This window comes from Neisseria sp. P0019.S003, from assembly GCF_051957115.1.
GTDB classification, from domain to species: domain Bacteria; phylum Pseudomonadota; class Gammaproteobacteria; order Burkholderiales; family Neisseriaceae; genus Neisseria; species Neisseria flavescens_D.
On sequence record NZ_JBQCWT010000006.1, the window covers coordinates 109,781 to 133,145 of the forward strand.

The 23,365-nt window shown below is 47.6% G+C and carries 22 protein-coding genes and 3 tRNA genes; 12 read left to right on the forward strand and 13 right to left on the reverse strand.

The window, feature by feature from the left end; genetic code table 11:
- Positions 1-27 precede the first annotated feature (27 nt).
- The 3 genes from ACTHTS_RS09620 to ACTHTS_RS09630 form a co-directional block, all read right to left on the reverse strand.
- On the reverse strand, positions 28-1,047 hold the full coding sequence (locus tag ACTHTS_RS09620; RefSeq protein WP_440369896.1) for a hypothetical protein: 1,020 nt from the start codon (positions 1,045-1,047) through the stop codon (positions 28-30).
- A 20-nt stretch (positions 1,048-1,067) separates the two neighbouring features.
- Positions 1,068-1,601, reverse strand: coding sequence for a hypothetical protein (locus ACTHTS_RS09625; protein ID WP_295863865.1), 534 nt, complete (start codon positions 1,599-1,601; stop codon positions 1,068-1,070).
- A 924-nt stretch (positions 1,602-2,525) separates the two neighbouring features.
- Positions 2,526-2,825, reverse strand: coding sequence for a porin (locus ACTHTS_RS09630; protein ID WP_440369897.1), 300 nt, complete (start codon positions 2,823-2,825; stop codon positions 2,526-2,528).
- Positions 2,826-2,920: 95 nt separating this feature from the next.
- Between ACTHTS_RS09630 and ACTHTS_RS09635 the strand changes: the two genes are divergently transcribed.
- The 4 genes from ACTHTS_RS09635 to ACTHTS_RS09650 all read left to right on the forward strand — a co-directional run bounded on the left by ACTHTS_RS09635 (position 2,921) and on the right by ACTHTS_RS09650 (position 6,835).
- The gene (locus ACTHTS_RS09635) at positions 2,921-3,751 is read left to right on the forward strand and encodes a carbon-nitrogen hydrolase family protein (RefSeq protein ID WP_440369898.1); all 831 of its coding nucleotides are present in this window, start codon (positions 2,921-2,923) and stop codon (positions 3,749-3,751) included.
- A gap of 9 nt (positions 3,752-3,760) precedes the next feature.
- A complete protein-coding gene (gene ruvC / locus ACTHTS_RS09640; RefSeq protein WP_440369899.1) occupies positions 3,761-4,306 on the forward strand; it encodes a crossover junction endodeoxyribonuclease RuvC in 546 nt (181 codons plus the stop codon).
- Positions 4,307-4,384: 78 nt separating this feature from the next.
- On the forward strand, positions 4,385-5,269 hold the full coding sequence (locus ACTHTS_RS09645) for a lipid A biosynthesis lauroyl acyltransferase (protein WP_440369914.1): 885 nt from the start codon (positions 4,385-4,387) through the stop codon (positions 5,267-5,269).
- A 771-nt stretch (positions 5,270-6,040) separates the two neighbouring features.
- Positions 6,041-6,835, forward strand: a complete 795-nt coding sequence (locus ACTHTS_RS09650; protein WP_440367238.1) for a 3'-5' exonuclease — start codon at positions 6,041-6,043, stop codon at positions 6,833-6,835.
- 84 nt (positions 6,836-6,919) lie between these two features.
- Here ACTHTS_RS09650 and prmC read toward each other — a convergent pair whose 3' ends face one another.
- From prmC to tldD, 3 genes are read right to left on the reverse strand one after another with little or no spacing between them, the layout of a single operon-like run.
- Positions 6,920-7,732, reverse strand: coding sequence for a peptide chain release factor N(5)-glutamine methyltransferase (gene prmC / locus ACTHTS_RS09655; protein ID WP_440369900.1), 813 nt, complete (start codon positions 7,730-7,732; stop codon positions 6,920-6,922).
- Positions 7,722-8,183: a hypothetical protein gene (locus ACTHTS_RS09660; protein WP_254324081.1), complete on the reverse strand. Its 462-nt coding sequence runs from the start codon at positions 8,181-8,183 to the stop codon at positions 7,722-7,724. Before ACTHTS_RS09660 ends, prmC begins: the two co-directional genes overlap by 11 nt.
- 53 nt (positions 8,184-8,236) lie before the next feature.
- Positions 8,237-9,679, reverse strand: a complete 1,443-nt coding sequence (tldD, locus tag ACTHTS_RS09665; protein WP_070460573.1) for a metalloprotease TldD — start codon at positions 9,677-9,679, stop codon at positions 8,237-8,239.
- Between the two features lie 257 nt (positions 9,680-9,936).
- Here tldD and ACTHTS_RS09670 point away from each other — a divergent pair, with 257 nt between their 5' ends.
- Positions 9,937-10,467 carry a DUF4189 domain-containing protein gene (locus ACTHTS_RS09670; RefSeq protein WP_254324082.1) on the forward strand — a complete coding sequence of 177 codons (531 nt, stop codon included), beginning with the start codon at positions 9,937-9,939 and terminating at the stop codon, positions 10,465-10,467.
- A gap of 217 nt (positions 10,468-10,684) precedes the next feature.
- Positions 10,685-11,206, forward strand: coding sequence for a DUF4189 domain-containing protein (locus tag ACTHTS_RS09675; protein WP_254324083.1), 522 nt, complete (start codon positions 10,685-10,687; stop codon positions 11,204-11,206).
- 363 nt (positions 11,207-11,569) lie between these two features.
- Here the strand turns inward: ACTHTS_RS09675 and ACTHTS_RS09680 are convergent, their stop codons facing one another.
- The 6 genes from ACTHTS_RS09680 to ACTHTS_RS09705 all read right to left on the reverse strand — a co-directional run bounded on the left by ACTHTS_RS09680 (position 11,570) and on the right by ACTHTS_RS09705 (position 15,217).
- Positions 11,570-12,412: a cell division protein gene (locus tag ACTHTS_RS09680; RefSeq protein ID WP_263338627.1), complete on the reverse strand. Its 843-nt coding sequence runs from the start codon at positions 12,410-12,412 to the stop codon at positions 11,570-11,572.
- Positions 12,413-12,427: 15 nt separating this feature from the next.
- Positions 12,428-14,188, reverse strand: coding sequence for a bifunctional biotin--[acetyl-CoA-carboxylase] ligase/type III pantothenate kinase (locus ACTHTS_RS09685; RefSeq protein WP_440369901.1), 1,761 nt, complete (start codon positions 14,186-14,188; stop codon positions 12,428-12,430).
- A complete protein-coding gene (locus tag ACTHTS_RS09690; protein ID WP_141745162.1) occupies positions 14,185-14,691 on the reverse strand; it encodes an adenylyltransferase/cytidyltransferase family protein in 507 nt (168 codons plus the stop codon). Before ACTHTS_RS09690 ends, ACTHTS_RS09685 begins: the two co-directional genes overlap by 4 nt.
- A gap of 259 nt (positions 14,692-14,950) precedes the next feature.
- Positions 14,951-15,026: transfer RNA gene (locus ACTHTS_RS09695), tRNA-His, on the reverse strand.
- A 9-nt stretch (positions 15,027-15,035) separates the two neighbouring features.
- Positions 15,036-15,112: transfer RNA gene (locus ACTHTS_RS09700), tRNA-Arg, on the reverse strand.
- A gap of 27 nt (positions 15,113-15,139) precedes the next feature.
- Positions 15,140-15,217: transfer RNA gene (locus ACTHTS_RS09705), tRNA-Pro, on the reverse strand.
- A gap of 201 nt (positions 15,218-15,418) precedes the next feature.
- On the opposite strand from ACTHTS_RS09705, the gene folD reads away from it, so the two are divergent.
- From folD to ACTHTS_RS09730, 5 genes are all read left to right on the forward strand, one after another.
- A complete protein-coding gene (gene folD, locus ACTHTS_RS09710) occupies positions 15,419-16,270 on the forward strand; it encodes a bifunctional methylenetetrahydrofolate dehydrogenase/methenyltetrahydrofolate cyclohydrolase FolD (protein ID WP_440369902.1) in 852 nt (283 codons plus the stop codon).
- An 83-nt stretch (positions 16,271-16,353) separates the two neighbouring features.
- Positions 16,354-17,427, forward strand: coding sequence for an AI-2E family transporter (locus ACTHTS_RS09715; protein ID WP_440369903.1), 1,074 nt, complete (start codon positions 16,354-16,356; stop codon positions 17,425-17,427).
- A 129-nt stretch (positions 17,428-17,556) separates the two neighbouring features.
- Positions 17,557-18,798: an aromatic amino acid transporter gene (locus ACTHTS_RS09720; protein ID WP_440369904.1), complete on the forward strand. Its 1,242-nt coding sequence runs from the start codon at positions 17,557-17,559 to the stop codon at positions 18,796-18,798.
- A 93-nt stretch (positions 18,799-18,891) separates the two neighbouring features.
- Positions 18,892-19,365, forward strand: a complete 474-nt coding sequence (locus tag ACTHTS_RS09725; RefSeq protein WP_440369905.1) for a DUF7832 domain-containing protein — start codon at positions 18,892-18,894, stop codon at positions 19,363-19,365.
- Entirely contained in the window at positions 19,362-20,417 is a 1,056-nt protein-coding gene (locus ACTHTS_RS09730; protein ID WP_440369906.1) for a glycosyltransferase family 4 protein, read from the forward strand. The genes ACTHTS_RS09725 and ACTHTS_RS09730 overlap by 4 nt, the downstream gene beginning before the upstream one ends.
- Positions 20,418-20,957: 540 nt before the next feature.
- Here the strand turns inward: ACTHTS_RS09730 and ACTHTS_RS09735 are convergent.
- A complete protein-coding gene (locus tag ACTHTS_RS09735) occupies positions 20,958-22,607 on the reverse strand; it encodes an LTA synthase family protein (RefSeq protein WP_440369907.1) in 1,650 nt (549 codons plus the stop codon).
- A 137-nt stretch (positions 22,608-22,744) separates the two neighbouring features.
- Between ACTHTS_RS09735 and gmhB the strand changes: the two genes are divergently transcribed.
- The gene (gene gmhB / locus ACTHTS_RS09740; protein WP_440369908.1) at positions 22,745-23,323 is read left to right on the forward strand and encodes a D-glycero-beta-D-manno-heptose 1,7-bisphosphate 7-phosphatase; all 579 of its coding nucleotides are present in this window, start codon (positions 22,745-22,747) and stop codon (positions 23,321-23,323) included.
- Positions 23,324-23,365: the final 42 nt, after the last annotated feature.

The window sequence follows — 23,365 nt, forward strand, 5'->3', positions numbered from 1 at the left end:
TTAGCATTCTTCAAATTTGGAAAGGATTTAACCAAACGAACGACCGCCATAGCTGCGCTCTTCTTGAACTTGCGGAGTATTTTGAGCAACTTCTTGAGCCTGATTTTGTTTTAAGGACTCTCGCAACTCATCTCTAAAATTTGCCACCACATCGGCATTATCAGCCAATGCTTTGGCTGTGAACGTACCATCTTTGTCGTTTTTAAAGCCTTGAATTAGAGCTTGGAGTTTATCAGTTGGACTTAAATCTAATTCTGCAAGATTTGTATCAGATTTTTCCATGCTATGCTTTTGGGGACGTTCCTTAATTTTTTCCATATACTTAAGTTCATTTTCAGAGCGTATTGGAAATTTAGCATCCATAACGTTTTTTTCAATTCGCGAGCGTAGCATGTTTTCAGAAATTTCGCCTCGCCAATAATCACCGATAGCATCAGCAACTCTTCTCGCTTTGCCTGTTGAACCGTGATAAACCATAGAATATAAACCTGCCCGTTGCTCTTCCGATAATGCTTCTTGAGGACAATTCACAGTTTTTAATATTTCATTATCTAATGTATTTTCATATTCAGGGGAAATCTTATTATATAACTCAAGGGTTTGCTCTCGTGTCAAAAAAAATTTCATTTTACTTTGTTCTGAAGTAAATATATCCCATGAAGATGATTTTCCATTTTTACCAAATGAAATTGGTCCTAAAACAACTTGCGCTTCCTTACCAAAATTAGATTTTCTAAAAGATGCCAATGTCTGATATTTTTCATCTCTATGCTTATCTAAGGTATCTGTATATTTTTCCAAAGTAGAGACTAAATTTTTCCTATCTAACTCAGAAATATTTGCTATATCAGCAAGGAGATTTACACGAGAATAATTTAATTCCCAGCTTCTATCTTTTTGGCGATTAACCAACAACACGCCTATCCCAACAGTTGGAAGTCCCTTAATATCTAAATAAATATTGTTAATAAAGTCCTCATTTCGTTCTACTAAACGATTACGGGCAGCTAAATATTTTTCATTGCTAAAATTATTACGATTATCCATATCTATTTCTATCTGTAATGTTAATGGCTACTTGATTTCCATTTTCCATTGGACCAACAAAATTTTTCAGGATCTAAATAATACGAACCATTACGGGTAATATACTCTACTTTAATACACCCTTTCCCTAAACTTTTAATCTCTCCTTCATAAGAAATATCTTCCATTCTTTCTACAAACTGTTGGGTTTTAGGTTCAAAAATATAGATTCTATTAATGTTTTGTAAAGACGGATAAATAGCAACTGAAAGAATATCAGCGTAACCATCATTATTTAAATCTAATATTTTTAATAGATCAGTTGCTCTGGGATGTTCAAAAGGCTTTCCTTCATCGATAATTTGAATTTTATGATTTTGCTTATTTATAATTTTAATTTGGTAATTTTCTTTATTTTTGTTACTATATATAGTAGAAATTTCAAAAGGGAAATCATTAATGTTCGGATAGAAACTTTCTTTTTTAGCCATATTTCCACCTTGTTGTGCAACGCACCCAGTAGAAAATAAAGTAAGTACAATAACAGGAATTATAAACAGTTTTTTATATTGCATTGTTCCTCCTAGAAGAATGTGAATTTTTTAGAATTGTACCGTAACTAGCATGAATACTCCATAGTAATTTTAAATTTGGTCTTATTATAACCTTAAGTTGAGAATAAATCAAATAAATCAAAATTTCCTAACGTTTTTATATGAAATAATTTCTGCTCCAGATTATAAACAAGCTCTTTTACATCATAAGAATTTTTTAACCCCCTGTAATATATCATTTAATGGATTAAAGCAAGCTTCATCCTCATAAGCAGAGTACGTTTTTCTTAACTTAGAAAAATAACTTGAAGGAATTTTTCAACTAATTTATTTTTTTGTTTTCAATTTGTAATTTTTTATATTTTTCATCTATTGCATTATCTAAGCTAAGAGATAAACTATACAAACATTCATTTCCAATTTTATGTAGTTGATCATACTTTTCCACATTGCATAGAATGTATGTTTTCTCATCGATTGACTTCTTAATAAAAATCTTGAGCAAAACAAGAACCAGATCCTAACAGGCAAATAGAAAGAATGCTTTTTTCATTTCAAACTCCTTAAATTTGTAATGTCTTATCCTATTATAGCAATAACCATTTTTAAAACTTATAAAGTTACATTTTATTGCTCACAAGATTCTAGCACCATTTTGAAAACTTAGTACTAATAAATAATTATCAATTAAATTTTAAAGATAAAATTTAAAAAATAACCGTTCTTTTATTATACTTCTATAAATTTCATAGAATAGATGATTTTAATCCTACCTATTTTTTTCAAACATCCTTTAATACGAAAAATGGTATATACAAGCCCCAAAAACTCGTCATTTAAAACAATAAAAACAGTAAGTTAAAAATACACTATACAATTATCCTCCCTATAAAAAACAGGCCGTCTGAAAATCTTTCAGACGGCCTTTAGTATTCAATCTTTCATTCAACGGCCAAAATGCTCACGGCGTTCGCGCCAGTCTTGGCGGATGGAGCCGCTTTTGCCGACCGGAGTATCTTGTTCGACTTCCCAAATAAAATTCGTTCCGCCACCAATCGGATGCGAACCGCGCAAGCCGATGTGGCTGCCTTGATCGGCAACGGCGGTGCTGCTGCGTGTTTGACCGCCGAAACGGGTTTGCGAGGTTTCGATGCCGCTTTTGATGCTGCCGTAAAGCTGTACGTCGGCATGTGCGGCCAGTGCGGCGGTGGAAAGTGCGGCTGTGAGGGGAAGTTTCAAGTTCATGGTTTATCCTTTTTTTGGAGAGGAATTGTGAGGCGATTGTATCGGCCTTGTGCGTAAACAAGTTACAATTCTTGCAAAATCTGACAGGAGTTTTGATGATGCACTCTTTACGCGCTGCCGCGGTGCAAATGGTGTCGTCCACCAACCCCGAAACCAATATTGCCACGATGAAACGCCTTGTCCGCGAGGCGGCCGAACAAGGGGCGGATTGGGTGTTGCTGCCCGAATATTGGCCGCTGATGGGCAAAAACGATACGGACAAGCTGGCATTTGCCGAGCCTTTGGACGATGGAGGCGTTGGCGAAACCTACCACACCCGTTTTCAGACGGCCTTAAGCGAAACGGCAAGGGAATGCGGCGTGGTGTTGTTTGGCGGTACGGTTCCGCTGCAAAGCCCAGACGCGGGCAAGGTGATGAACACGATGCTGGTGTATGACCGCGACGGCAAACGAATCGGGCTTTACCACAAAATGCACCTTTTCGGCTTTTCCGGTTTGGGCGAACGCTACGCCGAAGCCGATACGATACTGGCAGGCAGCGATGTGCCGAAGCTGAGCGTGGATGATGTTCCGCTGGCGGCCGGTGTCTGCTACGATTTGCGCTTTCCTGAGTTTTTCCGCGCCCAGCAGCCGTTTGATGTTTTGCTGTTGCCGGCCGCGTTTACCTATACGACCGGCAAGGCACATTGGGAATTGCTGCTGCGCGCCCGTGCGGTGGAAAACCAATGCTACGTCATCGCGTCGGCACAAGGCGGACTGCATGAAAGCGGCCGCCGCACATTCGGTCACAGTATGATTATCGACCCTTGGGGCGATGTGTTGGCGACGTTGCCGGAAGGCGAAGGCGTGATTTGTGCCGATTTGGATACCGCGCGCCTGCAAAGCGTGCGCACACGCCTGCCTGCCCTGAAACACCGATTACTTTAAACACACACTATGTCCCAGTTCCAACCCACACGCATTCTCGGCATCGACCCCGGTAGCCGCGTGACCGGCTTCGGCGTGATTGATGTTCACGGCCGCGAGCATCATTATGTTGCTTCCGGCTGTATCAAAACGCCGACCGGCGCGTCGCTTTCCGAACGCATCGCCGTGATTGTCCGCCATATCGACGAAATCATCCGCTACTATCAGCCGCATCAGGCTGCCATCGAGCAAGTCTTCGTCAACGTCAACCCGGCCGCTACTTTGATGCTCGGTCAGGCACGCGGTGCGGCGATTGCCGCTTTGGTTATGCACGATTTGCCCGTATTTGAATACACCGCGCTTCAAGTCAAGCAGGCTGTGGTCGGCAAGGGCAAGGCCGCCAAAGAGCAGGTTCAGCATATGGTGGTCCAAATGCTCGCACTTTCAGGCACGCCTCAAGCCGATGCCGCCGACGGACTCGCCATTGCCCTCACCCATGCCCTGCGCAATCACGGATTGGCTTCGCAACTTAACCCCGACGGCCTGCAGGTCAAACGCGGCCGTTTCCAATGGTAAGCCGACATTCAGGCCGTCTGAAATAGTGTTCCAGCCCGTTTTCAGACGGCCTTTCGGTTATAATAGCCCTTTGCCCACATACAGCGAGCCTTCATGAAAGCCGCCTTCCTTTTTCTCTACCTCATCCGCCTGCTGCCTTTTTGCGTGTTGCACAAGATTGCCGACGCAATCGGTATTCTCGCTTATTACGCGGTCAAACCGCGCCGCAAAGTCGGCGAGGTCAACCTCAAAAAATGTTTTCCCGAGCTAAACGACAACCAGCGCACCGCCCTGCTCAAACGCCATTTCCAACACATGGCCAAGCTGATACTCGAATACGGCCTCTACTGGTACGCGCCTGCGGACAAGCTGCGCTCGTTGGTACGCTATCAAGACAAACACCATCTCGACGAAGCCCTCGCCGCCGGCGAAAAAGTCATCATCCTCTATCCGCACTTTACCGCATTTGAAATGGCGGTTTACACGCTCAATCAGGATGTGCCGCTGACCAGCATGTATTCGCACCAAAAAAACAAAGCCCTGGACGAGCAAATCCTGAAAGGCCGCCACCGCTACAACAATGTTTTCCTGATCGGCCGTACAGAAGGCCTGCGCGCCATCATCAAACACCTACGCAAAAGCGATGCGCCCTTTCTTTATCTGCCCGACCAAGACTTCGGCCGCAACGATTCCATTTTCGTCAATTTCTTCGGCATTCAGACGGCCACGATTACCGGCCTCAGCCGTATCGCCGGCATGACCAAAGCCAAAATCATTCCCGCCATTCCCACACGCGAAGCCGACAATACCGTAACCCTGCGCTTCTATCCGGCTTGGGACAATTTCCCGACCAAAGATGTCAAAGCCGATACCCAGCGCATGAACGACTTCATCGAAGAGCGGGTACGCGAGCATCCCGAACAATATTTCTGGCTGCACAAACGCTTCAAAACCCGTCCCGAAGGCGAAAACAGCTTTTATTGACTACATCGAATTACAATTTAAATATGCAAAAAGCGGCAAAATCCTTCTTTCGCCGCTTTTTCATTTTAATTGAATCAAACCGAAACTCATTTTTGATTTTAAACAATCAAATAATATTCCGCTTTAAATGCTTTAAAAACAACTTTTTTCATCGTGATTGAAACTTTCAAACAACCCTATATTTTTTCTCAAATGAAAAACATCAGACCCAATACACTTTTTTCATTTACATATTAAATTTAATTTCTTTTAAAAACAATATATTATAAAACAGTTCATCTGAAAAAATGCATTTTAATCATTCAAAATATGAAATAAAATTAAATTAAAATTTAAAAAAACAAAATAAATATCTAAATTTAAAATAATTATGAAATATAATTGCAAAAATATGACAATACCTGAAATTTATACTAAAACAAGCCTTCAGAAAAAAATACTTGGCAAACTGTAAAAATTCGCGTAAATTTCACTACATCAAATTACAAAACGTTCAGACGGCCTCGCCGGTTTTAGATACTTTTGTAAGCAGTTTTCTGATATTGCAAGAAATTGCGGTATTTTAGAGGATTTCGGTGCAATGCCCGAAATGAAAGTTTACCGATGCAGAGTTGAGCTGCATCTGTAAAGCCGCAGGTGAAAGCCTGTATTGTTTGTGAAGCGTAAATCTCTGATTTGAGGTATTGGGGCAATCCTGTGGGGGATTGCCTCTTTTTTTATCTGCGCCGTCATGCCACAATGACATCATCCCTTATCCAACCCGATCACGCCATGACTCCGATACTTGCCTTCGACATCGAAACCATTCCCGACGTAAACGGCATCCGCCAGCTTTACGATTTGCCTGCCGATTTGCCCGACAACGAAGTCGTCCTGTTTGCCCAGCAGCAACGCCGCGCCAAAACCGGCAGCGACTTTATGCAACACCATCTGCACCAAGTCGTCGCCATCTCCTGCTGTATGCGCTGGGGGCAAGACAAAATCCGCGTCAGCACCATCGGCGATCCCGAAGACAGCGAAGAAGTCATGATTGCCAAGTTCTTCGAGGTCATCGAAAACTATACGCCGCAACTCGTCAGCTGGAACGGCGGCGGTTTCGACCTGCCCGTCCTCCACTACCGCGCCCTGATACACGGCATCAGCGCCGCCCGTTATTGGGACATGGGCGACGGCGACTTTGGCGACAGTCGCGACTTTAAGTGGAACAACTACATCAGCCGCTACCACTCCCGCCATTGCGACCTGATGGATTTGCTCGCCCTCTACCAACCGCGTGCCAGCGTGCCTTTAGATGATATGGCCAAACTCTGCGGCTTCCCCGGCAAACTGGGCATGGACGGCAGCAAGGTTTGGGACGCTTATCATGCAGGCCGTCTGAAAGACATCCGCGACTATTGCGAAACCGATGCCGCCAATACCTACCTGATGTACATGCGCTTTCGCATGATGAGCGGCGCGCTCGATGCCGACGAATACGAAGTCGAAATCAAACGCATCAAACATTATCTGGCTGCACAAGCCGAAGAAAAACAACACTGGGCGGAGTTTGTCGCTGCTTGGCGTTAAACCAGGCCCTCTGAACAGCTAAACCAAAAAACCAAAAGGGCGTGATCGACACGCCCTTTTTTATATTTCGACAAATCATGCCCATTAAGCAGGCAAACGCCCCAGCGTTACCCTATCCAATCCAGCCAAATCCTGTTCGGTTGCCACTTCGGCAAAACCGTTCTCCAGCATAATGTTCCGCACCGCTTCGCCTTGGTCATAGCCGTGTTCAAACAGCAGCCAGCCGTTGGCTTTCAGGTATTTTGGGGTTTCTTGGGTAATGTGGCGGATATGGCTGAGGCCGTCTGAAAAGTCGGTCAGCGCGTTTTGCGGTTCAAACCTCAAATCGCCTTGCGACAAATGCGCATCGCCGTCCTCGATGTACGGCGGATTGGAAACAATCACATCGTATCGGCCTTCAGACGGCCTGTCGGTATCAAACCACGAACCCTGCGCAAACTCGACTTTTGCGCCCAATTCGGCCGCATTTTGACGGGCAGTATCCAAAGCACCGACACTGATATCGGATGCGCGAACATCGGCATCAACGCGTTCAAGCGCGACGGTCACGGCAATGGCGCCACTGCCCGTCCCCAAGTCCCACACGCGGCCTTGCGGCGGCAAGCGTTTGAGTACGGCTTCCACCAAATGCTCGGTTTCAGGGCGTGGAATCAGCACATGGGGATTGACGGCAAAACGTCGTCCGTAAAACTCGCGTTCGCCCAACAGATAGGCCATCGGCTCGCCTTTCAGACGGCGTTGGACCAAAGCCGCCAAGGTTTGCAGGGCAGATTCCGCTAAATCGTCCGTACCACGTGTAACCAGCTGCGCACGCGTGTAACCCAGCGCATATTGCAACAACATCCGCGCTTCGTTTTTGGGCAGTGCCGATTGGCGCAACCATTCATCAAGCGTCATTTTTCATCCCATCTGCCAGCGTTGCGGCTTTTCTTTCCTTAATCTTTCCGGCAAACGTGCCGATGGTGGCAACCGCAAATGCGGCATACCACAAATAAAATCCGGCACCGTAGCGCACGATATCCGCCGTATTCCCTGCTTCATCGACGTGTACGGCTTTCACACTGAAAGCCACCAGCGCCAAGCCCCAAAGTGCCGCATGGACAGGCACGACCTTCTTCCGCAACGCCAGCAACACAATGGCCGCCAACCAAACATAATTGGCATAGGCCGCACAATACCTGATATCCAAAGAAGCAAATATCGACCCCAAAATTAAAACGGTCAAACCCTTCATGCTTTCATGATTGCCCAAATAAAATGCAACATTGGACAAAGACGCTATCCACAAGGCAACCGACACCAGCAACATCACGATGGGAAAACTTGATTTCCGATTCTCTTCCTGCATGGTTTTATCCTAATGTAAAAGGCCGTCTGAAAACCTTTCAGACGGCCTGCCGTTTAAATTTCGCTACCGCCGACGGTCAGCCCGGCATCAATCCTCAGGGTCGGTTGTCCGACACCGACAGGAACGCTCTGCCCTTCTTTGCCGCAGACGCCGATGCCGCTGTCGAGTGCGGTGTCGTTACCTATCATGGAGACGTGTTTCAACACCTCAGGACCGTTGCCGATAATAGTCGCGCCTTTGACAGGATATTGCAGTTTGCCGCCTTCCACCCACCACGCTTCGGATGCACTGAACACGAACTTGCCGCTGGTAATGTCCACCTGTCCGCCGCCGAAGTTGACGGCGTAAATGCCCTTGTCGATGGACGCGATGATTTCTTCCGGCTCATAGCCGCCGTTTTCCATAAAGGTATTGGTCATGCGCGGCATAGGCGCAGAAGCGTAACTTTCGCGGCGGCCGTTGCCGGTCGATTGCGTACCCATCAGGCGGGCGTTGGTTTCGTCCTGCATATAGCCGACCAAAATCCCGTCTTCAATCAATACAGTGCGGCGAGTTTCGTTGCCTTCGTCGTCGATATTGAGCGAACCGCGTCTGTCGGCAATATCGCCTTGATCCACAACGGTAACGCCTTTGGCGGCCACGCGCTCGCCAATACGGCCGGAGAAAACGCTGGTTTCTTTGCGGTTGAAATCGCCTTCCAAACCATGTCCGACCGCTTCGTGCAGCAACACGCCCGGCCAGCCGTTGCCCAAAACGACGGTCATCTCGCCGGCAGGCGCAGGACGGGATTCGAGATTGGTCAGGGCTTGTTTGACGGCGGAATCGACAAACCGATGCACCAAGTTTTCATCGAAATACGCCAAATCATAACGCCCGCCACCGCCTGCGCTGCCCTGCTCGCGACGCTCGCCCTGCTTGGCAATGACGGTTACATTCATGCGCACCATGGGTCGGATGTCGGCAGCGTGTTTGCCGTCCAGACGGGCGATGTACACCATGTCGTATTCGCAGGTCAAACCGGCCATCACTTGCACGATACGCGGATCGGCGGCTTTGGCCAGCGTTTCGACTTTGTTCAACAGCGCGACTTTAGCAGCGGAATCAAGGCTGGCAATAGGGTCAATCGCCATGTGGACAGGCTTGCCGTAGGCAGGTGTCGGCACTTTGACGCTGGCCTCGTTGCCAGCCGCACCAATCACGCGAACTGCTTTGGCAGAGCGGTTGATTGAATCGATACACAGGCTGTCGGCGTAGGCAAAAGCAGTTTTATCGCCCGAAACGGCACGCACGCCCACGCCCTGATCGATTTGAAAGCTGCCCGATTTGACGATGCCCTCTTCCAAATGCCAGCTTTCATAGGCAGTGCGCTGACAATAGATGTCGGCATAATCGACATGGTTGGCGCCAATAATGCTCAGGCTTTGGGCGAGCAAATCGGGGGAAAGATGGTTGGCTTCGAGCAAATCTCGCTGTACGGCGGCGTAGGTTTGTTGCATAATTTTTCAGACGGCCCGACAAGCAGGCAAAGTTAATTTGGCCTTGATTATACGGTATTTTATATGGCTTTGGATATGTTGATTGCTTGGGTTTATGAGTGATTGAAGCAAATCAAAAGGCCGTCTGAAAGATAGGGTTGAAATGCTTGCCTTACCCTAGTTCAACGTCAGCCGCGTAATTAAGATAACAAATCATCGCATGACTGATGCAGCGGCAGACTGATCAAGATTCGAATAATAAATAGATTGGAATTAAAATGAAAAAATTACTTGTTGTATTGTTAGGACTGGCAAGTCTTAATGTTTATGCCAACGGCTGTGGCGGTGAATACCAACCGGCGACTGGAACTTGTCGTATTATCGACAGCTCAGGCAAACAAATTATATATAACGTTGGCAGACCACAATCTTCTAATAATGGTTATGCTCAGAACCAACCAAGGGTTGTTAATATCGATGTCCCTTCAAGATACGGTGCATGGGCATTAAATTCTAAAACTGGTATTGCAGGCGGCGCACTTGAGATGGATTCACTTGAAGCTGCCAAAAGAGAAGCTATTAAAACCTGTGAACAAGGTGGACAAAACAAACCATGTAAAGTTTTAGTTTGGGTTCGAAATGGTTGTATCGCTGTTGCTCAAGGAAAGGATAGTAAATCATGGAGAAATTTTTTCGGAACAACTCCACCAGGCATGGCTGAAATAGAAGCATTAAGGAAATGTCAAGAACATGGACTCTCACAATGCAAAGTTGTTGTAAACGAAGCCTGCTCACTGCCTAAATTCTAATAGACAAAGTGCCATTATTTTATATGGCTTTGGATATGTTGATTGCTTGGGTTTATGAGTGATTGAAACAAATCAAAAGGCCGTCTGAAACATAGGGTTGAAATGCTTGCCTTACCCTAGTTCAACGTCAGCCGCGTAATTAAGATAACAAATCATCGCATGACTGATGCAGCGGCAGACTGATCAAGATTCAAATAATAAATAGATTGGAATTAAAATGAAAAAGTTACTTGTTGTATTGCTAGGACTGGCAAGTCTTAATGTTTATGCCAACGGCTGTGGCGGTGAATACCAACCGGCAACTGGAACCTGTCGTATTATCGACAGCTCAGGCAGACAAATTATATATAACGTTGGCAGACCACAATCTTCTAATAATGGTTATGCTCAGAACCAACCAAGGGTTGTCAATATCGAGGTTCCTTCAAGATACGGGGCTTGGGCATCTAACCCTAAAACTGGTATATCAGGTGGGGCACTCGAGATGGATTCACTTGATGCTGCAAAAAGAGAAGCCATTAAAACTTGTGAACTAGGCGGGAAAAATAAGCCGTGTAAAATTTATGCTTGGGTCAGGAATGGCTGTCTTGCCGTTGCCCAAGATCAAAATGGTACAATTTTTTTTGGATCAACTACCCCTGGTCTTGCTGAAGCGGAAGCCTTAGAAAAATGCCAAAAAAATAGAAAAGCACAATGTAGAATTATTGCCACCGAAGGCTGCTCTATGCCTAAATTCTAATAGACAAAAGGCAAAGCCAATACAGAAACTTAATTCCCATACAAAACAATCTATTACAGAAAAATCCCTTATTTTTTTTAGTTTTGCTATTGATAATAGTTATTATTAGCGTATAATCAAAACCACTCGGAAGACGTCCTAATCCGAGCCATTAAACGACAGATTTTATCCCCTTCTTCCCCATTATCTCTTGATACTCGGAGTGCGCATATACGAAACATACCTGTTCCCCTTTATATCAGATACTCAAAACCGAAAAACACGAAACCCACTGCCGATACAGTGGGTTTCGTGTTTTGTGGCGTTCGGTTTATCAGACTTGACCGGCTGCTCATCAGGCCGTCTGAAACCGAATAGACCTGATTATCGGCAGGTTTTCATGTTCAATTTTCCATAACGGCCGACAATGTTTCTGATGTCTTGGGCATCGCGCTCGTCGACCGCCATAAAGACCACGGTCATGCGCGCTACGCTCAAACCGGTATCGGGTGCGCTTCTGTCTTCCTGTTCGACAATACGCGCGCCGCCGAAACCTGCGCTGGACAAGCGTGAAATCAAAACTTGGGCGGAAGAGCGGCTGCGTGTTACGTCAATGCTGATTTCGCCGTTGTGAATGCTGCCGCTAAAGCCGCGGCTGCCCAAGGCATCAAGCTGGGCGGAAGTGTCGCCGTCGGCAGGCAAGACCACGCGGAAGGTTTTGGAAGAAGTCTCGCCACCGGATGCGCCGTTGCGTTTTTCGATGCTGCGGCTGGCCGCATGAGGCCATTTGCCCAACAGGCCTTTGATGCGGTGGTAATCGTCTTCATCCATCACTACGGTGGCGCTGCTGGTACACAAGCGTTCCACGCCGGCTGCGTCCATCTCTTCTTCGGCGGCGCGGCGTTCTTGCGCTTCTTTCTCGCGGCGCATTTTTTCTTTTTTCTCTTTCAACTGCTGCGCTTCTTGCTTTTTACGCAAGGCTTCCGCTTCTTCGGATTCAGGTTCGGCCATAATCAGGCCGTCTGATTCATCCGCCACCCAATCGGGCTGCGATGCCTGCTGCGGCTCGGCTTTGGGCGCGTCCAAAGAAGACGGGCGCAATAATTCGTGCGTACCGCCTTCCAAAGCAGATTCTAGTTTGGCGGTTTTATGTTGTGTCCGATAGGCAACCATGCTGCCAAAAACAATGATGTTGAGTGCGACCAAGACCGCAAACAGCCATTTCATGATGCGTTTTCCTTTTTATTGTCCGTTGCGATGGGCAATCCAATGCAAGAGCCCGTGAATCACGAGATTATCGACGATTTTCACTTGATTGTCATGAACGAATGACTCCGGCAGCGCCTGTACGACTCTGGCCGCGCCGCCGCCCGTGATAATAATATCGACCGGTTTGCCCTCGCCCGTTTTGTCTTTCAGACGGCCATGCATCATCATCAACGCGCCGCAAACGGCATCCATCATGCCGCTGGCAATGGCGTTCGGCGTTGTGGTTGGGAACGGATATACCTTGCCGATGGGGCGGTTGAGGTTGGCGGTCTTGAGCGCCATCGCCTCTTTCATCAAGTGGAAACCGGGCATGATGGTGCCGCCAAGATAATGATTGTCTTCCGTCAGCGCGTCGGTGGTTACGGCGGTACCACAACTGACGACGACGCAGGCATTTTGCGTAAAGCGGCGGCTGCCCAGCGCATTAAACCAGCGGTCGGAGCCATGTTCTTCAGGGCGGCGGTAATGGTTGCGGATACCCAAAGCCTGCGGCATGGAAGACAACCATTCGACCGGACGGGTTAATTGTTCTTCTACCATTGCTTTTTTGACCGAACCGCACACGGCGCAACCGACAATCTTCACATCTTCATCGGCAAATCGCAGCCATTCTTCGCCCAGCTGGGTCAAATCACGATACGGCGCGCGGCCGACTTCGGAAAATGTGCCGTTCTCTACCCACGCCCATTTCAACTGGCTGTTGCCACCGTCCAGCAGCAAAAAGCGTTCCGGCTTGGCGGCGGCGGGTTGTACCGGACGGTTATCCGGGCGCAAGCTGATTTCGCCACTGACAATCGTTTTCTCGCCATTGTCGGTCAACAAACGCAACGCGCCTTGCGCATCCACGCCTTTGACTACGCCTTCATGAACAATGCGCCCTTCTTGAAGCAGCAATACTGGCCTATCCGTGTCGCGGTTGGCGGCATTATATTCGCCGATACATGACGCAAATCCGTTTTGCGCGTATTCGTTCAACAGCGCATCGAGTTGCGCCAACACTGCATTTAATAAGGTTTTGACGCTTACGCCCTGCTTAGAGGCCGTCTGAAACAAGGCCTGTATGGAAGTGGCGTTTTCAACTTCTTTCGGCAATACAAAATTGATGCCGATGCCGATGACGGCGACGGTTTTATTCTCTACCCGCGCCGTTTCAATCAAAATACCGGCCAATTTATCGTTGGCCACGACCAAATCGTTCGGCCACTTGATATTTACGTCCAAACCGATATCGGCAAGCGCGCGTCGGCAGGCCAATGCCACCACCAACGCCAGCGAACCCAGCTCATACTGCGGCTTGTCAAACGCCCAGCCCAAGCTGAACATCAAACATTCGCCCTGTCGGTTGACCCAGCTTCGCCCTTGCCGTCCGCGGCCTTTGGTTTGAAAATGCGCCACACACAAGGCCTTATGCGCCAAATCTGCCGACTGGCGCGCCAATGCCATGATTTCATCATTGCTGGACGAACATTCGTGTTTCAACTGCGCACGAAAACCCTGTTTTCCGGCCATTTGTTGCAGAGATTCTTCGGCAAACACAGCCAAAGGGCGCACCAAGCGCCATTGCCCGTCATGCTGGCGCAGCAAACCACGGATATGGCCCGGCATCTGCTGCCAGAATCCGTTTAATTGTTGCGGCTTCATACCGACCACTCGCGCCAACTGAGAAACGTGTTGCGGCAGGCCGTCTGAAAGCGCAGCGAGCAAGGCCCAATGGCGGCTGTTCAAATCCGTCATTCGCCTCCTCCGGCTTCGCGGATTTTCGCCAAAGTTTTGGTGGTCGAAGTCTGGTGTAAAAACGGAATCGAAAATACTTTGCCGCCACGCGCAAACGTTTCGGCCGCACCGACAATCTTATCCACAGGCCAATCGCCGCCTTTAATCAACACATCGGGTTTGACCATTTCAATCAACGCGGCAGGCGTATCGTCATCAAACCAAGTGACCAAATCCACGCTCGCCAATGCAGCTGCCACTGCCGCGCGGTTTTCCAAAGGATTAATCGGACGGTCGTCCCCTTTGCCCTGACGGCGCACCGAAGCATCGGTATTCAACGCCAGCACCAAAGCCGCACCGGCCGATCGTGCCTGCGCCAGATACGTTACATGGCCCCTATGGAGAATATCGAAACAACCGTTAGTAAACACCAGCGGACGGGGCAATGCCGCCAAACGTTCCGCCAGCTTTTCAGGCGGACAGATTTTGGATTCAAATTCTGGAGCTGACCATTCGGACATGATGCGGTTCCTTTGGGAATGAAACAGAAAATAATCGGGGTATTATAAAGGATAACGGCGAAACGCCATAAAAAGATACCGAACGGTATAATATTCGGGCTTGACTGCGTATTCATTGACATTTGATAACACAGCAAATGCCATCTTTGCCAATGCCATGATGAAACGGTTTGATAAATACTTTTTTGAAACCCAATTAAATCTGAAGTAAAATTCGGGTATAAACGGAAAAAAGCCTGCATATAATATGCAGGCTTTCATCTGGGGTGGCTGATGGGGCTCGAACCCACGACAACTGGAATCACAATCCAGGGCTCTACCAACTGAGCTACAGCCACCGTAAAAATTGGCACGCCCGACAGGAATCGAACCTGTAACCCCCGACTTAGAAGGTCGGTGCTCTATCCGGTTGAGCTACGGGCGCTCATGCCGATTCGTGCGAAGAATTTTGTGGTCGGGGCGGTGGGATTCGAACTCACGACCCTCTGCTCCCAAAGCAGATGCGCTAACCGGGCTGCGCTACGCCCCGACTGAAGACCTGAACTATACAGACCCTTTTTAACCCGGTCAACACTTACTTTGCTTTATTTTTTCATTTTTTAATTATCTTATTATTTTTAATCGTTATTTATTTTTATACTTCACAATCAGGGCTACTCTTTTGTGTCAGGCCGTCTGAAAAATGCGATAATTTAAACACAATATTTGTCCCTATTTAGGAGGAAAAATCATGACTGCACAACTTATAGACGGAAAAAAAATCTCCCAGCAACGCATCGAGACGGTCGCGCAGGCGGTAAAAACGCGTCAGGAAAAAGGTTTGCACACACCTTGCTTGGCAGTGGTATTGGTTGGCGACGACCCTGCCAGCGCGGTTTATGTACGCAATAAAAAACTGACCTGCCAAAAAAGCGGCATCGAATCGCGCTCTTATGAGCTGCCGTCTGAAACCACGCAAGACGATTTGCTGAAACTGGTGGACGAATTGAACGGCGATCCTGCCGTCGACGGTATTTTGGTGCAACTGCCGCTGCCGGCACACATCGACAGCCAAGCGGTTTTGGAGCGCATCGAGCCGCATAAAGATGTGGACGGTTTCCACCCTTACAATGTCGGCCGCCTGGTCGTCAAAATGCCGCTGATGCGCCCGTGCACACCCAAAGGCGTGATGACTTTGTTGGAAGCCTACGGCATCGACCCGAAAGGCAAAAAAGCGGTCGTCGTCGGCGCGTCCAATATTGTCGGCCGTCCGCAGGCGTTGGAATTGCTGCTGTCCCGCGCGACGGTAACCATCTGCCACAGCGCCACGCAAAACCTTGCCGATGAAGTTGCTGCCGCAGATATTTTGGTGGTCGGCGTAGGCATTCCGAATTTCGTTAAAGGCGAATGGGTCAAACCCGGCGCAGTCGTTATTGATGTGGGCATCAACCGCTTGGACGACGGCAGCCTGTGCGGCGACGTGGAGTTTGATGTCGCCAAAGAACGCGCGTCCATGATTACGCCCGTTCCCGGCGGCGTCGGCCCGATGACGATTGCCACTTTGTTGGAAAACACGGTACACGCGGCCTCATTGCACGATTAATCGCTGTCATTAAGTTAGGCCGTCTGAACATGGTTTTTCAGACGGCCTGACCTGTTTTTTTGCTTTTACCTTATTGGCTTCACATGTCCTTACTCTCTTCCCACTCCGACAACCCAACTTTCCGCAATGCTTCCTATATCCTGATGGGTTTGGCTTTGCTGATTGTCTTGCACTACCATTTTCTGCCGCTGCTGCTATCGGTTATCCTGACCTATATCTTTATTACGCGCACCAACGGCGTCATCCTCAAGCTCCGCCGCCGTGTTTTGCCGCGCAACACGCGGTTGCATAAATCGCTCAATGCGCACAATATCAACCTAATTTCCACCACGCTGACGCTGGCCATCGTGTTCAGCATCATCACGATGATGTCTTTGGGCATTTACCACCTGATACACGGCGGCCATGTCGGCTTTATGTTGGCGAAGCTGGCGGCGATTTTAGAAGACACCAAAAACAGCCAAGACCTGCCTGCGGCCATTCTCAATATGCTGCCCAACAATATGGCCGAAATCAAAGCCTCGGCAATCAAGCTGATTGACGAATACCGCGCCGCGCTGACCCGCATCAGTAAAAACAGCATCACGTCCTTCGTGTACATCCTCATCGGCATCATCATCGGCGCCATGCTCAGTTTCCACCGCCTGAAAATGCGCAAAAACCGCCACAAAATGCCGCAGTTTAAAGCCGAATTGGTGCACCGCATCGTCAATTTTGAAACCAGCTTTGAACGCGTGTTCCTCGCCCAAGTCAAAATCTCACTGATCGACACCTTCCTGACCGGCCTGTACCTTTACTTGGTTTTGCCGCTGTTCGGCGTTGACCTGCCGTTTAAAATGACCGTCCTGATCGTCGCCTTTATCGTCGGACTGATTCCGGTGGCGGGCAACCTGATTTCCAACACCATCATCATTATTTTGAGCCTCGGCGCATCGCTTTACGTCGCCCTCGCCTCGCTGGTTTTCCTCGTTGTCATCCACAAGCTCGAATATTTCCTCAACGCCAAAATCATCGGCTCGGAAATCGAATCCAGCGCATGGGAATTGCTGGTGGCGATGGTCGTCTTTGAACGCATTTTCGGCATCGGCGGCATCATCGTCGCGCCGGTTTATTACGCCTATTTGAAAAACGAATTGAAACTGCGAAAATTGATTTGATCAGTTGCATTTATACACATCAAAGGCCGTCTGAAAACGACAATCGGGTTTTCAGACGGCCTTTGCTTTACCTTTTCTTACACTTTACGGCATAATGGCAGCCACGCATTTCTAGAAGAAAGATAAACAATGTCAACCAAAACCCCTTCCCTATTCGGCGGCGCGATGATTATCGCCGGTACGGTTATCGGCGCAGGCATGCTTGCCAACCCGACCGCCACTTCCGGCGTATGGTTTACCGGCTCGCTGGCCGTGTTGCTGTACACCTGGTTTTCCATGCTCTCCAGCGGCCTGATGATTTTGGAAGTCAACACCCATTATCCGCACGGTGCCAGCTTCGACACCATGGTTAAAGACCTGCTCGGCCCGACTTGGAACGTCATCAACGGCGTTGCTGTCGCTTTCGTTTTATACCTGCTCACCTACGCCTACATCTTCGTCGGCGGCGACCTGACTGCCAAAGGCATCGGCAGCGCGGTAGGCGGCGAAATTTCGCTCACCGTCGGCCAACTCGTCTTCTTCGGCATTCTCGCCTTTTGCGTTTGGGCATCCGCACGCTTGGTTGACCGTTTCACCAGCATCCTCATCGGCGGCATGGTACTCACCTTCATCTGGGCAACCGGCGGCCTGATTGCCGATGCCAAAATGCCTGTCCTGTTCGACACCCAAGCCCCTGCCGGCACCAACTACTGGATTTATGTCGCCACCGCCCTGCCCGTTTGCCTTGCCTCATTCGGCTTCCACGGCAACGTTTCCAGCCTGCTCAAATACTTTAAAGGCGACGCGCCCAAAGTGGCCAAATCCCTGTGGTCGGGTACGCTGATTGCCTTGGTGATTTACGTCCTCTGGCAAATCGCCATCCAAGGCAACCTGCCGCGCAGCGAGTTTGCACCGGTTATCGCCGCCGAAGGCCAAGTTTCCGTCCTGATCGAAACGCTGTCCAAGTTCGCCCAAACCGGCAATATGGACAAAGTGTTGACCCTGTTCTCCTACATGGCGATTGCAACGTCCTTCCTCGGAGTAACGCTCGGCCTGTTCGACTACATTGCCGACATCTTCAAATGGAACGACAGCATCTCCGGCCGCACCAAAACCGCCGCACTGACCTTCCTGCCGCCTTTGATTTCCTGCCTGCTCTTCCCTACCGGCTTCGTTACTGCCATCGGCTACGTTGGTTTGGCCGCAACCATCTGGACAGGCATCATCCCCGCCATGCTGCTCTACCGTTCGCGTCATAAATTCGGTGCCGGCAAAAACTACAAAGTTTACGGCGGATTCTGGCTGATGGTTTGGGTCTTCCTCTTCGGCATCATCAACATTGCCGCCCAAATACTGAGCCAAATGGAGCTCGTTCCCGTATTTAAAGGTTAAATTCCCTTAAGGCCGTCTGAAACACCCTATTTCAGACGGCTTATTTCATTATTTTCCGCTACAATACCCCCTTTCCCCCAACAAACCCCGTCCATGTACGACAATATCCGTTTCCATCTCGACGAAGACTATCCCGACCAGCTCCCGCCCGAAAACGCCGCTACCCACATCGGCATGTACTGGCAGTGGGCGGCGCAGGCAGGCCTCGTCAACCCCGTCTGGCAAACCGTCCCCGAAACCGCGGCTGACTTCGCCGCCATGACCTCGGGCAAAATCAGCGGACGGCACTTCCTGCTCAAACACATGGACGGCGCATTAACGGCGGACGACTTTACCGAACTCGGCCAACGGTTTACCGAGTTCTACTACACCGACGAAGAAGACGGCTACGGCGCATTTATGGAAGACTACGTCCTCGCCCTTGACACGCCCTCGCTCGGCGGCTTCTACCACGTCAAAAACACTCCGGAAACCTTCGCCAAACTGACACCCGTTTTTCAGATGGCCTTTGAAAAATGGAAAAGCAGTTTGAAAGCAGAAAAATATTCGAAAGAATCCACACAATGAAGCCGAACTATTCTATCGACATTGCTATTAACTGCTTCCGTCCAGGTGGTGGCATGGAAAGCTACACCTTCGACCTTGTCCATGGTTTAAGAGCACACGGCATCAAACCTACAGTTTTTGCTGCACAAATCGATACAACGGTTTCTGAATACCGCCAAGTTGATACGCATCACGTCAATCAAAAAAAGATTCCAAAAAAGTTGCGCCCTTTTTTCTTCAGTATGCAATTGGCCAAGCTTCGGCAAAACAGAAATATTCCCCTTATTGCCTGCAATCCCAGTGATTATGCTGATATCTTTGTCTGTGGCGGTACACACTTAGGTTACCTGCACAACATGGGTAAAACCCCAAACCTACTTGATAGACTCATTATTCGGCGTAACCGTACCAACTACTCAACGTCAAAATTGATCGTGGCGCATTCACACCTAATGCAGCACGAGTTGATCAACCTCTATGGTGTGCCTTCTGAAAAGATCCATGTTATCCATCCACCTGCCGATACTGCACGCTTCTACACCAAACCGGAAGAAATTCCTGCAACTCGTGCGAGATATGGATTTAAAGACAACGAAACTATTTTCCTATTTCCATCAACCGGACATACCCGAAAAGGCTTGGATTTATTAGCAGAATTTTTCGAGCATACCGATTTACCCATCAAACTGGCTGTTGCAGGATCGCCCTTACCTCGACCAATGAACAACGTTATTGAGCTTGGTTTCTGCAAAAATATGCCTGAACTTTACCGAACTGCTGACTTCACTATCATGGCATCACTGTACGAACCATTCGGACTGGTTGGCATAGAATCTATTTTGTGCGGAACCCGAGTTGTTTTCTCCGACAATATGGCATGTACCGAAGTCATGAATGAAAATGCGGGCTTCTTTTTCTCACGTCAAAACCCAGAAACACTGGCACAAGCCATCACTCAAGCGGTTTCTCTCAAACAACAGGGAAAACACAAAATTACCTCTCCTATGCAGGCATTAACCTATAATCCCACCTTAGCGCATCATATCGACCAGACTCTCAATATACTATACTGACAGATATCAGAATAATACTTCACTAAAGATATTGAGAGCTTTGAAACATAGATTGAAATCAATGCGGGTAATAAGGATAAGTTAGAAATCAGAAAGGCTGTGCCATTAGCCAAATGAAATATCTCCGAACATAGATAACAGTAGAATATGCAGGACATCCGCATGTAATATCAGAAGTAACGGGTTCTTTGATAATACAGTTAATGCTCAATAAGCTGCCAATCAAGCACTTGCTCTAACTACAACAAAGCGAAGTAGCAGCTATTATGACTTTAGAGTTTTACTGAAAATGCTCACGAACAATCCCCTAAATATCTTGGTAGAAATTTAGGAATTTGAGGGGCTTTTACAAAGACCTCAAAACAGTCTTTATGTTACAAAACTTGATTTTTAAACTACAAAAAGACGGGCATTCTTGCCCGTCTTTTTATGGAAACTACACTACATATTATAGAAATAAATAATGTATGATTACGTAGATTATCGTTGTACCTCTTTTTCTAAAAGCATACGTCTTATCATTTAAGTTAAGTTAAACACCTAACGTACAATTTTCAGGATACTATATAAATAATTCCGGTAATCATTAACAAGCTTACTATCGTAACAATCTTCAAGCCTACCATTACTTAAACTTCGCATGGTCATATTTGCTTTCATGAAATTGTCTGCAGGAGAAAGACCTGCTACATTCATTAACACTCCTCCAGCAAAAGCAAGGTCAAGAAAATCCTGTTCTTGCCTAAACCCTGAGGCAATATTACTTCTAACTGTAAATTGCGTAATATAGTCGGGATGAGTATCCTCCCCTTTTTTCTTGGGAGAGACACCATCAAACGATGCCTGATGGTCGCCGAAATAAGCAAATACAAACGGTTTGTTACGTTCATGTAGGTAATGGTTAAAACTTTCTGTCGCTTTATCCAAATCGACAATACGCCCGATATAGTCGTTGATTGCAGAAATGGTTTTCACGTCTAAATCTGGCGAGTCCAGCCCAAACACATTATCCATGTCTGTCTTGTAAGGCCCATGTTCTTTCATAGTTAAAATATAGACGAACATCGGTTGCTGTACATCTGCTAAACTAGGATGACGTTTTTCTAGAATCATCCGCGCATATTGCATCATTTCTTCGCTAGAAATGTGCCATAAATTTTTGCCCATCGGAGCGGGATACCCCAAATCTTGAGGCTGTAACATAAGATCAAAACCAAAATGGTCATAGGCGGCTTTGGCGTTATAGTTGCCCTTAGTAAAGGGCGACAAAGCCACACAAAAATAACCATGCTCACGTAAATTTCGGATAAGCCCAGTCTGTAAATGTGGCACCACCGAATAAAATACCCCACTAGCCAATGCGCCAAAGTCAGTAGACGGCACGCCTGCTAAAAACGCAAATTCAGATTTCCACGTCGCACCACCAAATGTATGTACGCGCAGTGGAGAGGCAAACACGGTATCCATCTGCCGTTCAAACATCCTTAATTTAGGAATATCGGCTGATGTGAAATCAAATTTATGTGGATTAAGCGTTGATTCCATCAGCGTGATGATAATATCGGGTTTTTCCAATGTTTCAGGATACATGTTTTCAGTTAACAGTTTCTCAGCAAATTCCTGTCCATTACCTTCAAACATCGGCACTTGGAAAAATACTGCCCTGCAAGACATTGGCAAATTTAAAAATACATCTCTACCATCATTTGGCAACGAATCCAGCCATGTCCTAACTGCTCCAGGATGCTTTGAAAAATACCACATTGCAAAAAATGACATTATGAATATGATTGCACCAGTATACTGCCATACTATATCCATAGGCTCCGCATCATACCAACCAAATACGGCATAAACAATCAATACCAATAAGCCCAGTACGCCAACGATGGCCTCCTTATAATGAAACAATGTCTCCCAGTTACGCCAATCGACTATGAGTCGGAAGTCTGAAATCAACAATGGTTGTTTGTAATAATGAATTTTTAATCTATGAAACAAAGCAAACACGACAAAACATACTGATGCAAAATTCAACGCTCGTTGCCACTGCCCTGTAAACATCAACATACCAGCTGCCAAAAACATAAATAGCATTGAAGCAAAAAAATAGGTCCACCGATAGTGCGACTTTATAATCAGTACTACTGCTACTGAAACAAACAAAAATAGGAAAATATAAGCAAACATGACGCTATCCCCTTATTAATAGGCTTCTATCAGCACACAATCAGAAGAATTCTTAAAACAAGACGGCATAATAACACAGCGTAGGCACACTCTTTAATCTTTAATATAATATTGACCCTCACTATCTAAAAAACACCATGAAACTCATCATCCTCGACCGCGACGGCGTCATCAACCAAGACCGCGACGATTTCGTCAAATCCGTTGACGAATGGATTCCCATCGAAGGCAGCATGGATGCCATCGCCTTTTTAACGCAGGCAGGCTACACCATCGCCGTGGCCACCAACCAATCCGGTATCGGCCGCAAATACTTTACCGTGCAAGACCTAACTGAAATGCACGCAAAAATGCACCGCCTTGCCGTTCAAGCAGGCGGTACCATCGACGGCATTTGGTTTTGCCCGCACACTGCCGCCGACAACTGCGAATGCCGCAAACCCAAGCCCGGCATGATTCTCGACATCATCGAACGCTTCAAGGCCAATGCCACCGAAACCTGGCTGGTCGGCGACAGCCTGCGCGACCTGCAGGCCATTGATGCCGCAGGCGGCAAGTCCGCGCTCGTCCTGACTGGCAAAGGCAAAAAAACGCTGGCCAAACACGAGCAAGAACTGCCCGAACACACCCAAGTCTTCGACAACCTGCTCGCTTTCTCGCAATACATCATGCGTGAAAACACACAAATCGAAGAAGCCGCGCAAGCCATCCTATAAACGACAAGGCCATCTGAAACCAGCCGACAACGGTATTCAAAC

Coding starts and splice junctions, on each gene's coding strand:
- ACTHTS_RS09720 (WP_440369904.1), top strand. CDS start 17,557: ATGTCAACCAAAACCCCTTCCCTATTCGGCGGCGCGATGATTATCGCC.
- ACTHTS_RS09625 (WP_295863865.1), bottom strand. CDS start 1,601: ATGCAATATAAAAAACTGTTTATAATTCCTGTTATTGTACTTACTTTA.
- ruvC (WP_440369899.1), top strand. CDS start 3,761: ATGTCCCAGTTCCAACCCACACGCATTCTCGGCATCGACCCCGGTAGC.
- ACTHTS_RS09685 (WP_440369901.1), bottom strand. CDS start 14,188: ATGACGGATTTGAACAGCCGCCATTGGGCCTTGCTCGCTGCGCTTTCA.
- folD (WP_440369902.1), top strand. CDS start 15,419: ATGACTGCACAACTTATAGACGGAAAAAAAATCTCCCAGCAACGCATC.
- ACTHTS_RS09680 (WP_263338627.1), bottom strand. CDS start 12,412: ATGAAATGGCTGTTTGCGGTCTTGGTCGCACTCAACATCATTGTTTTT.
- tldD (WP_070460573.1), bottom strand. CDS start 9,679: ATGCAACAAACCTACGCCGCCGTACAGCGAGATTTGCTCGAAGCCAAC.
- ACTHTS_RS09635 (WP_440369898.1), top strand. CDS start 2,921: ATGATGCACTCTTTACGCGCTGCCGCGGTGCAAATGGTGTCGTCCACC.
- ACTHTS_RS09620 (WP_440369896.1), bottom strand. CDS start 1,047: ATGGATAATCGTAATAATTTTAGCAATGAAAAATATTTAGCTGCCCGT.
- ACTHTS_RS09675 (WP_254324083.1), top strand. CDS start 10,685: ATGAAAAAGTTACTTGTTGTATTGCTAGGACTGGCAAGTCTTAATGTT.
- ACTHTS_RS09735 (WP_440369907.1), bottom strand. CDS start 22,607: ATGTTTGCTTATATTTTCCTATTTTTGTTTGTTTCAGTAGCAGTAGTA.
- ACTHTS_RS09670 (WP_254324082.1), top strand. CDS start 9,937: ATGAAAAAATTACTTGTTGTATTGTTAGGACTGGCAAGTCTTAATGTT.
- ACTHTS_RS09730 (WP_440369906.1), top strand. CDS start 19,362: ATGAAGCCGAACTATTCTATCGACATTGCTATTAACTGCTTCCGTCCA.
- ACTHTS_RS09715 (WP_440369903.1), top strand. CDS start 16,354: ATGTCCTTACTCTCTTCCCACTCCGACAACCCAACTTTCCGCAATGCT.
- ACTHTS_RS09660 (WP_254324081.1), bottom strand. CDS start 8,183: ATGCAGGAAGAGAATCGGAAATCAAGTTTTCCCATCGTGATGTTGCTG.
- ACTHTS_RS09630 (WP_440369897.1), bottom strand. CDS start 2,825: ATGAACTTGAAACTTCCCCTCACAGCCGCACTTTCCACCGCCGCACTG.
- ACTHTS_RS09650 (WP_440367238.1), top strand. CDS start 6,041: ATGACTCCGATACTTGCCTTCGACATCGAAACCATTCCCGACGTAAAC.
- gmhB (WP_440369908.1), top strand. CDS start 22,745: ATGAAACTCATCATCCTCGACCGCGACGGCGTCATCAACCAAGACCGC.
- ACTHTS_RS09725 (WP_440369905.1), top strand. CDS start 18,892: ATGTACGACAATATCCGTTTCCATCTCGACGAAGACTATCCCGACCAG.
- prmC (WP_440369900.1), bottom strand. CDS start 7,732: ATGACGCTTGATGAATGGTTGCGCCAATCGGCACTGCCCAAAAACGAA.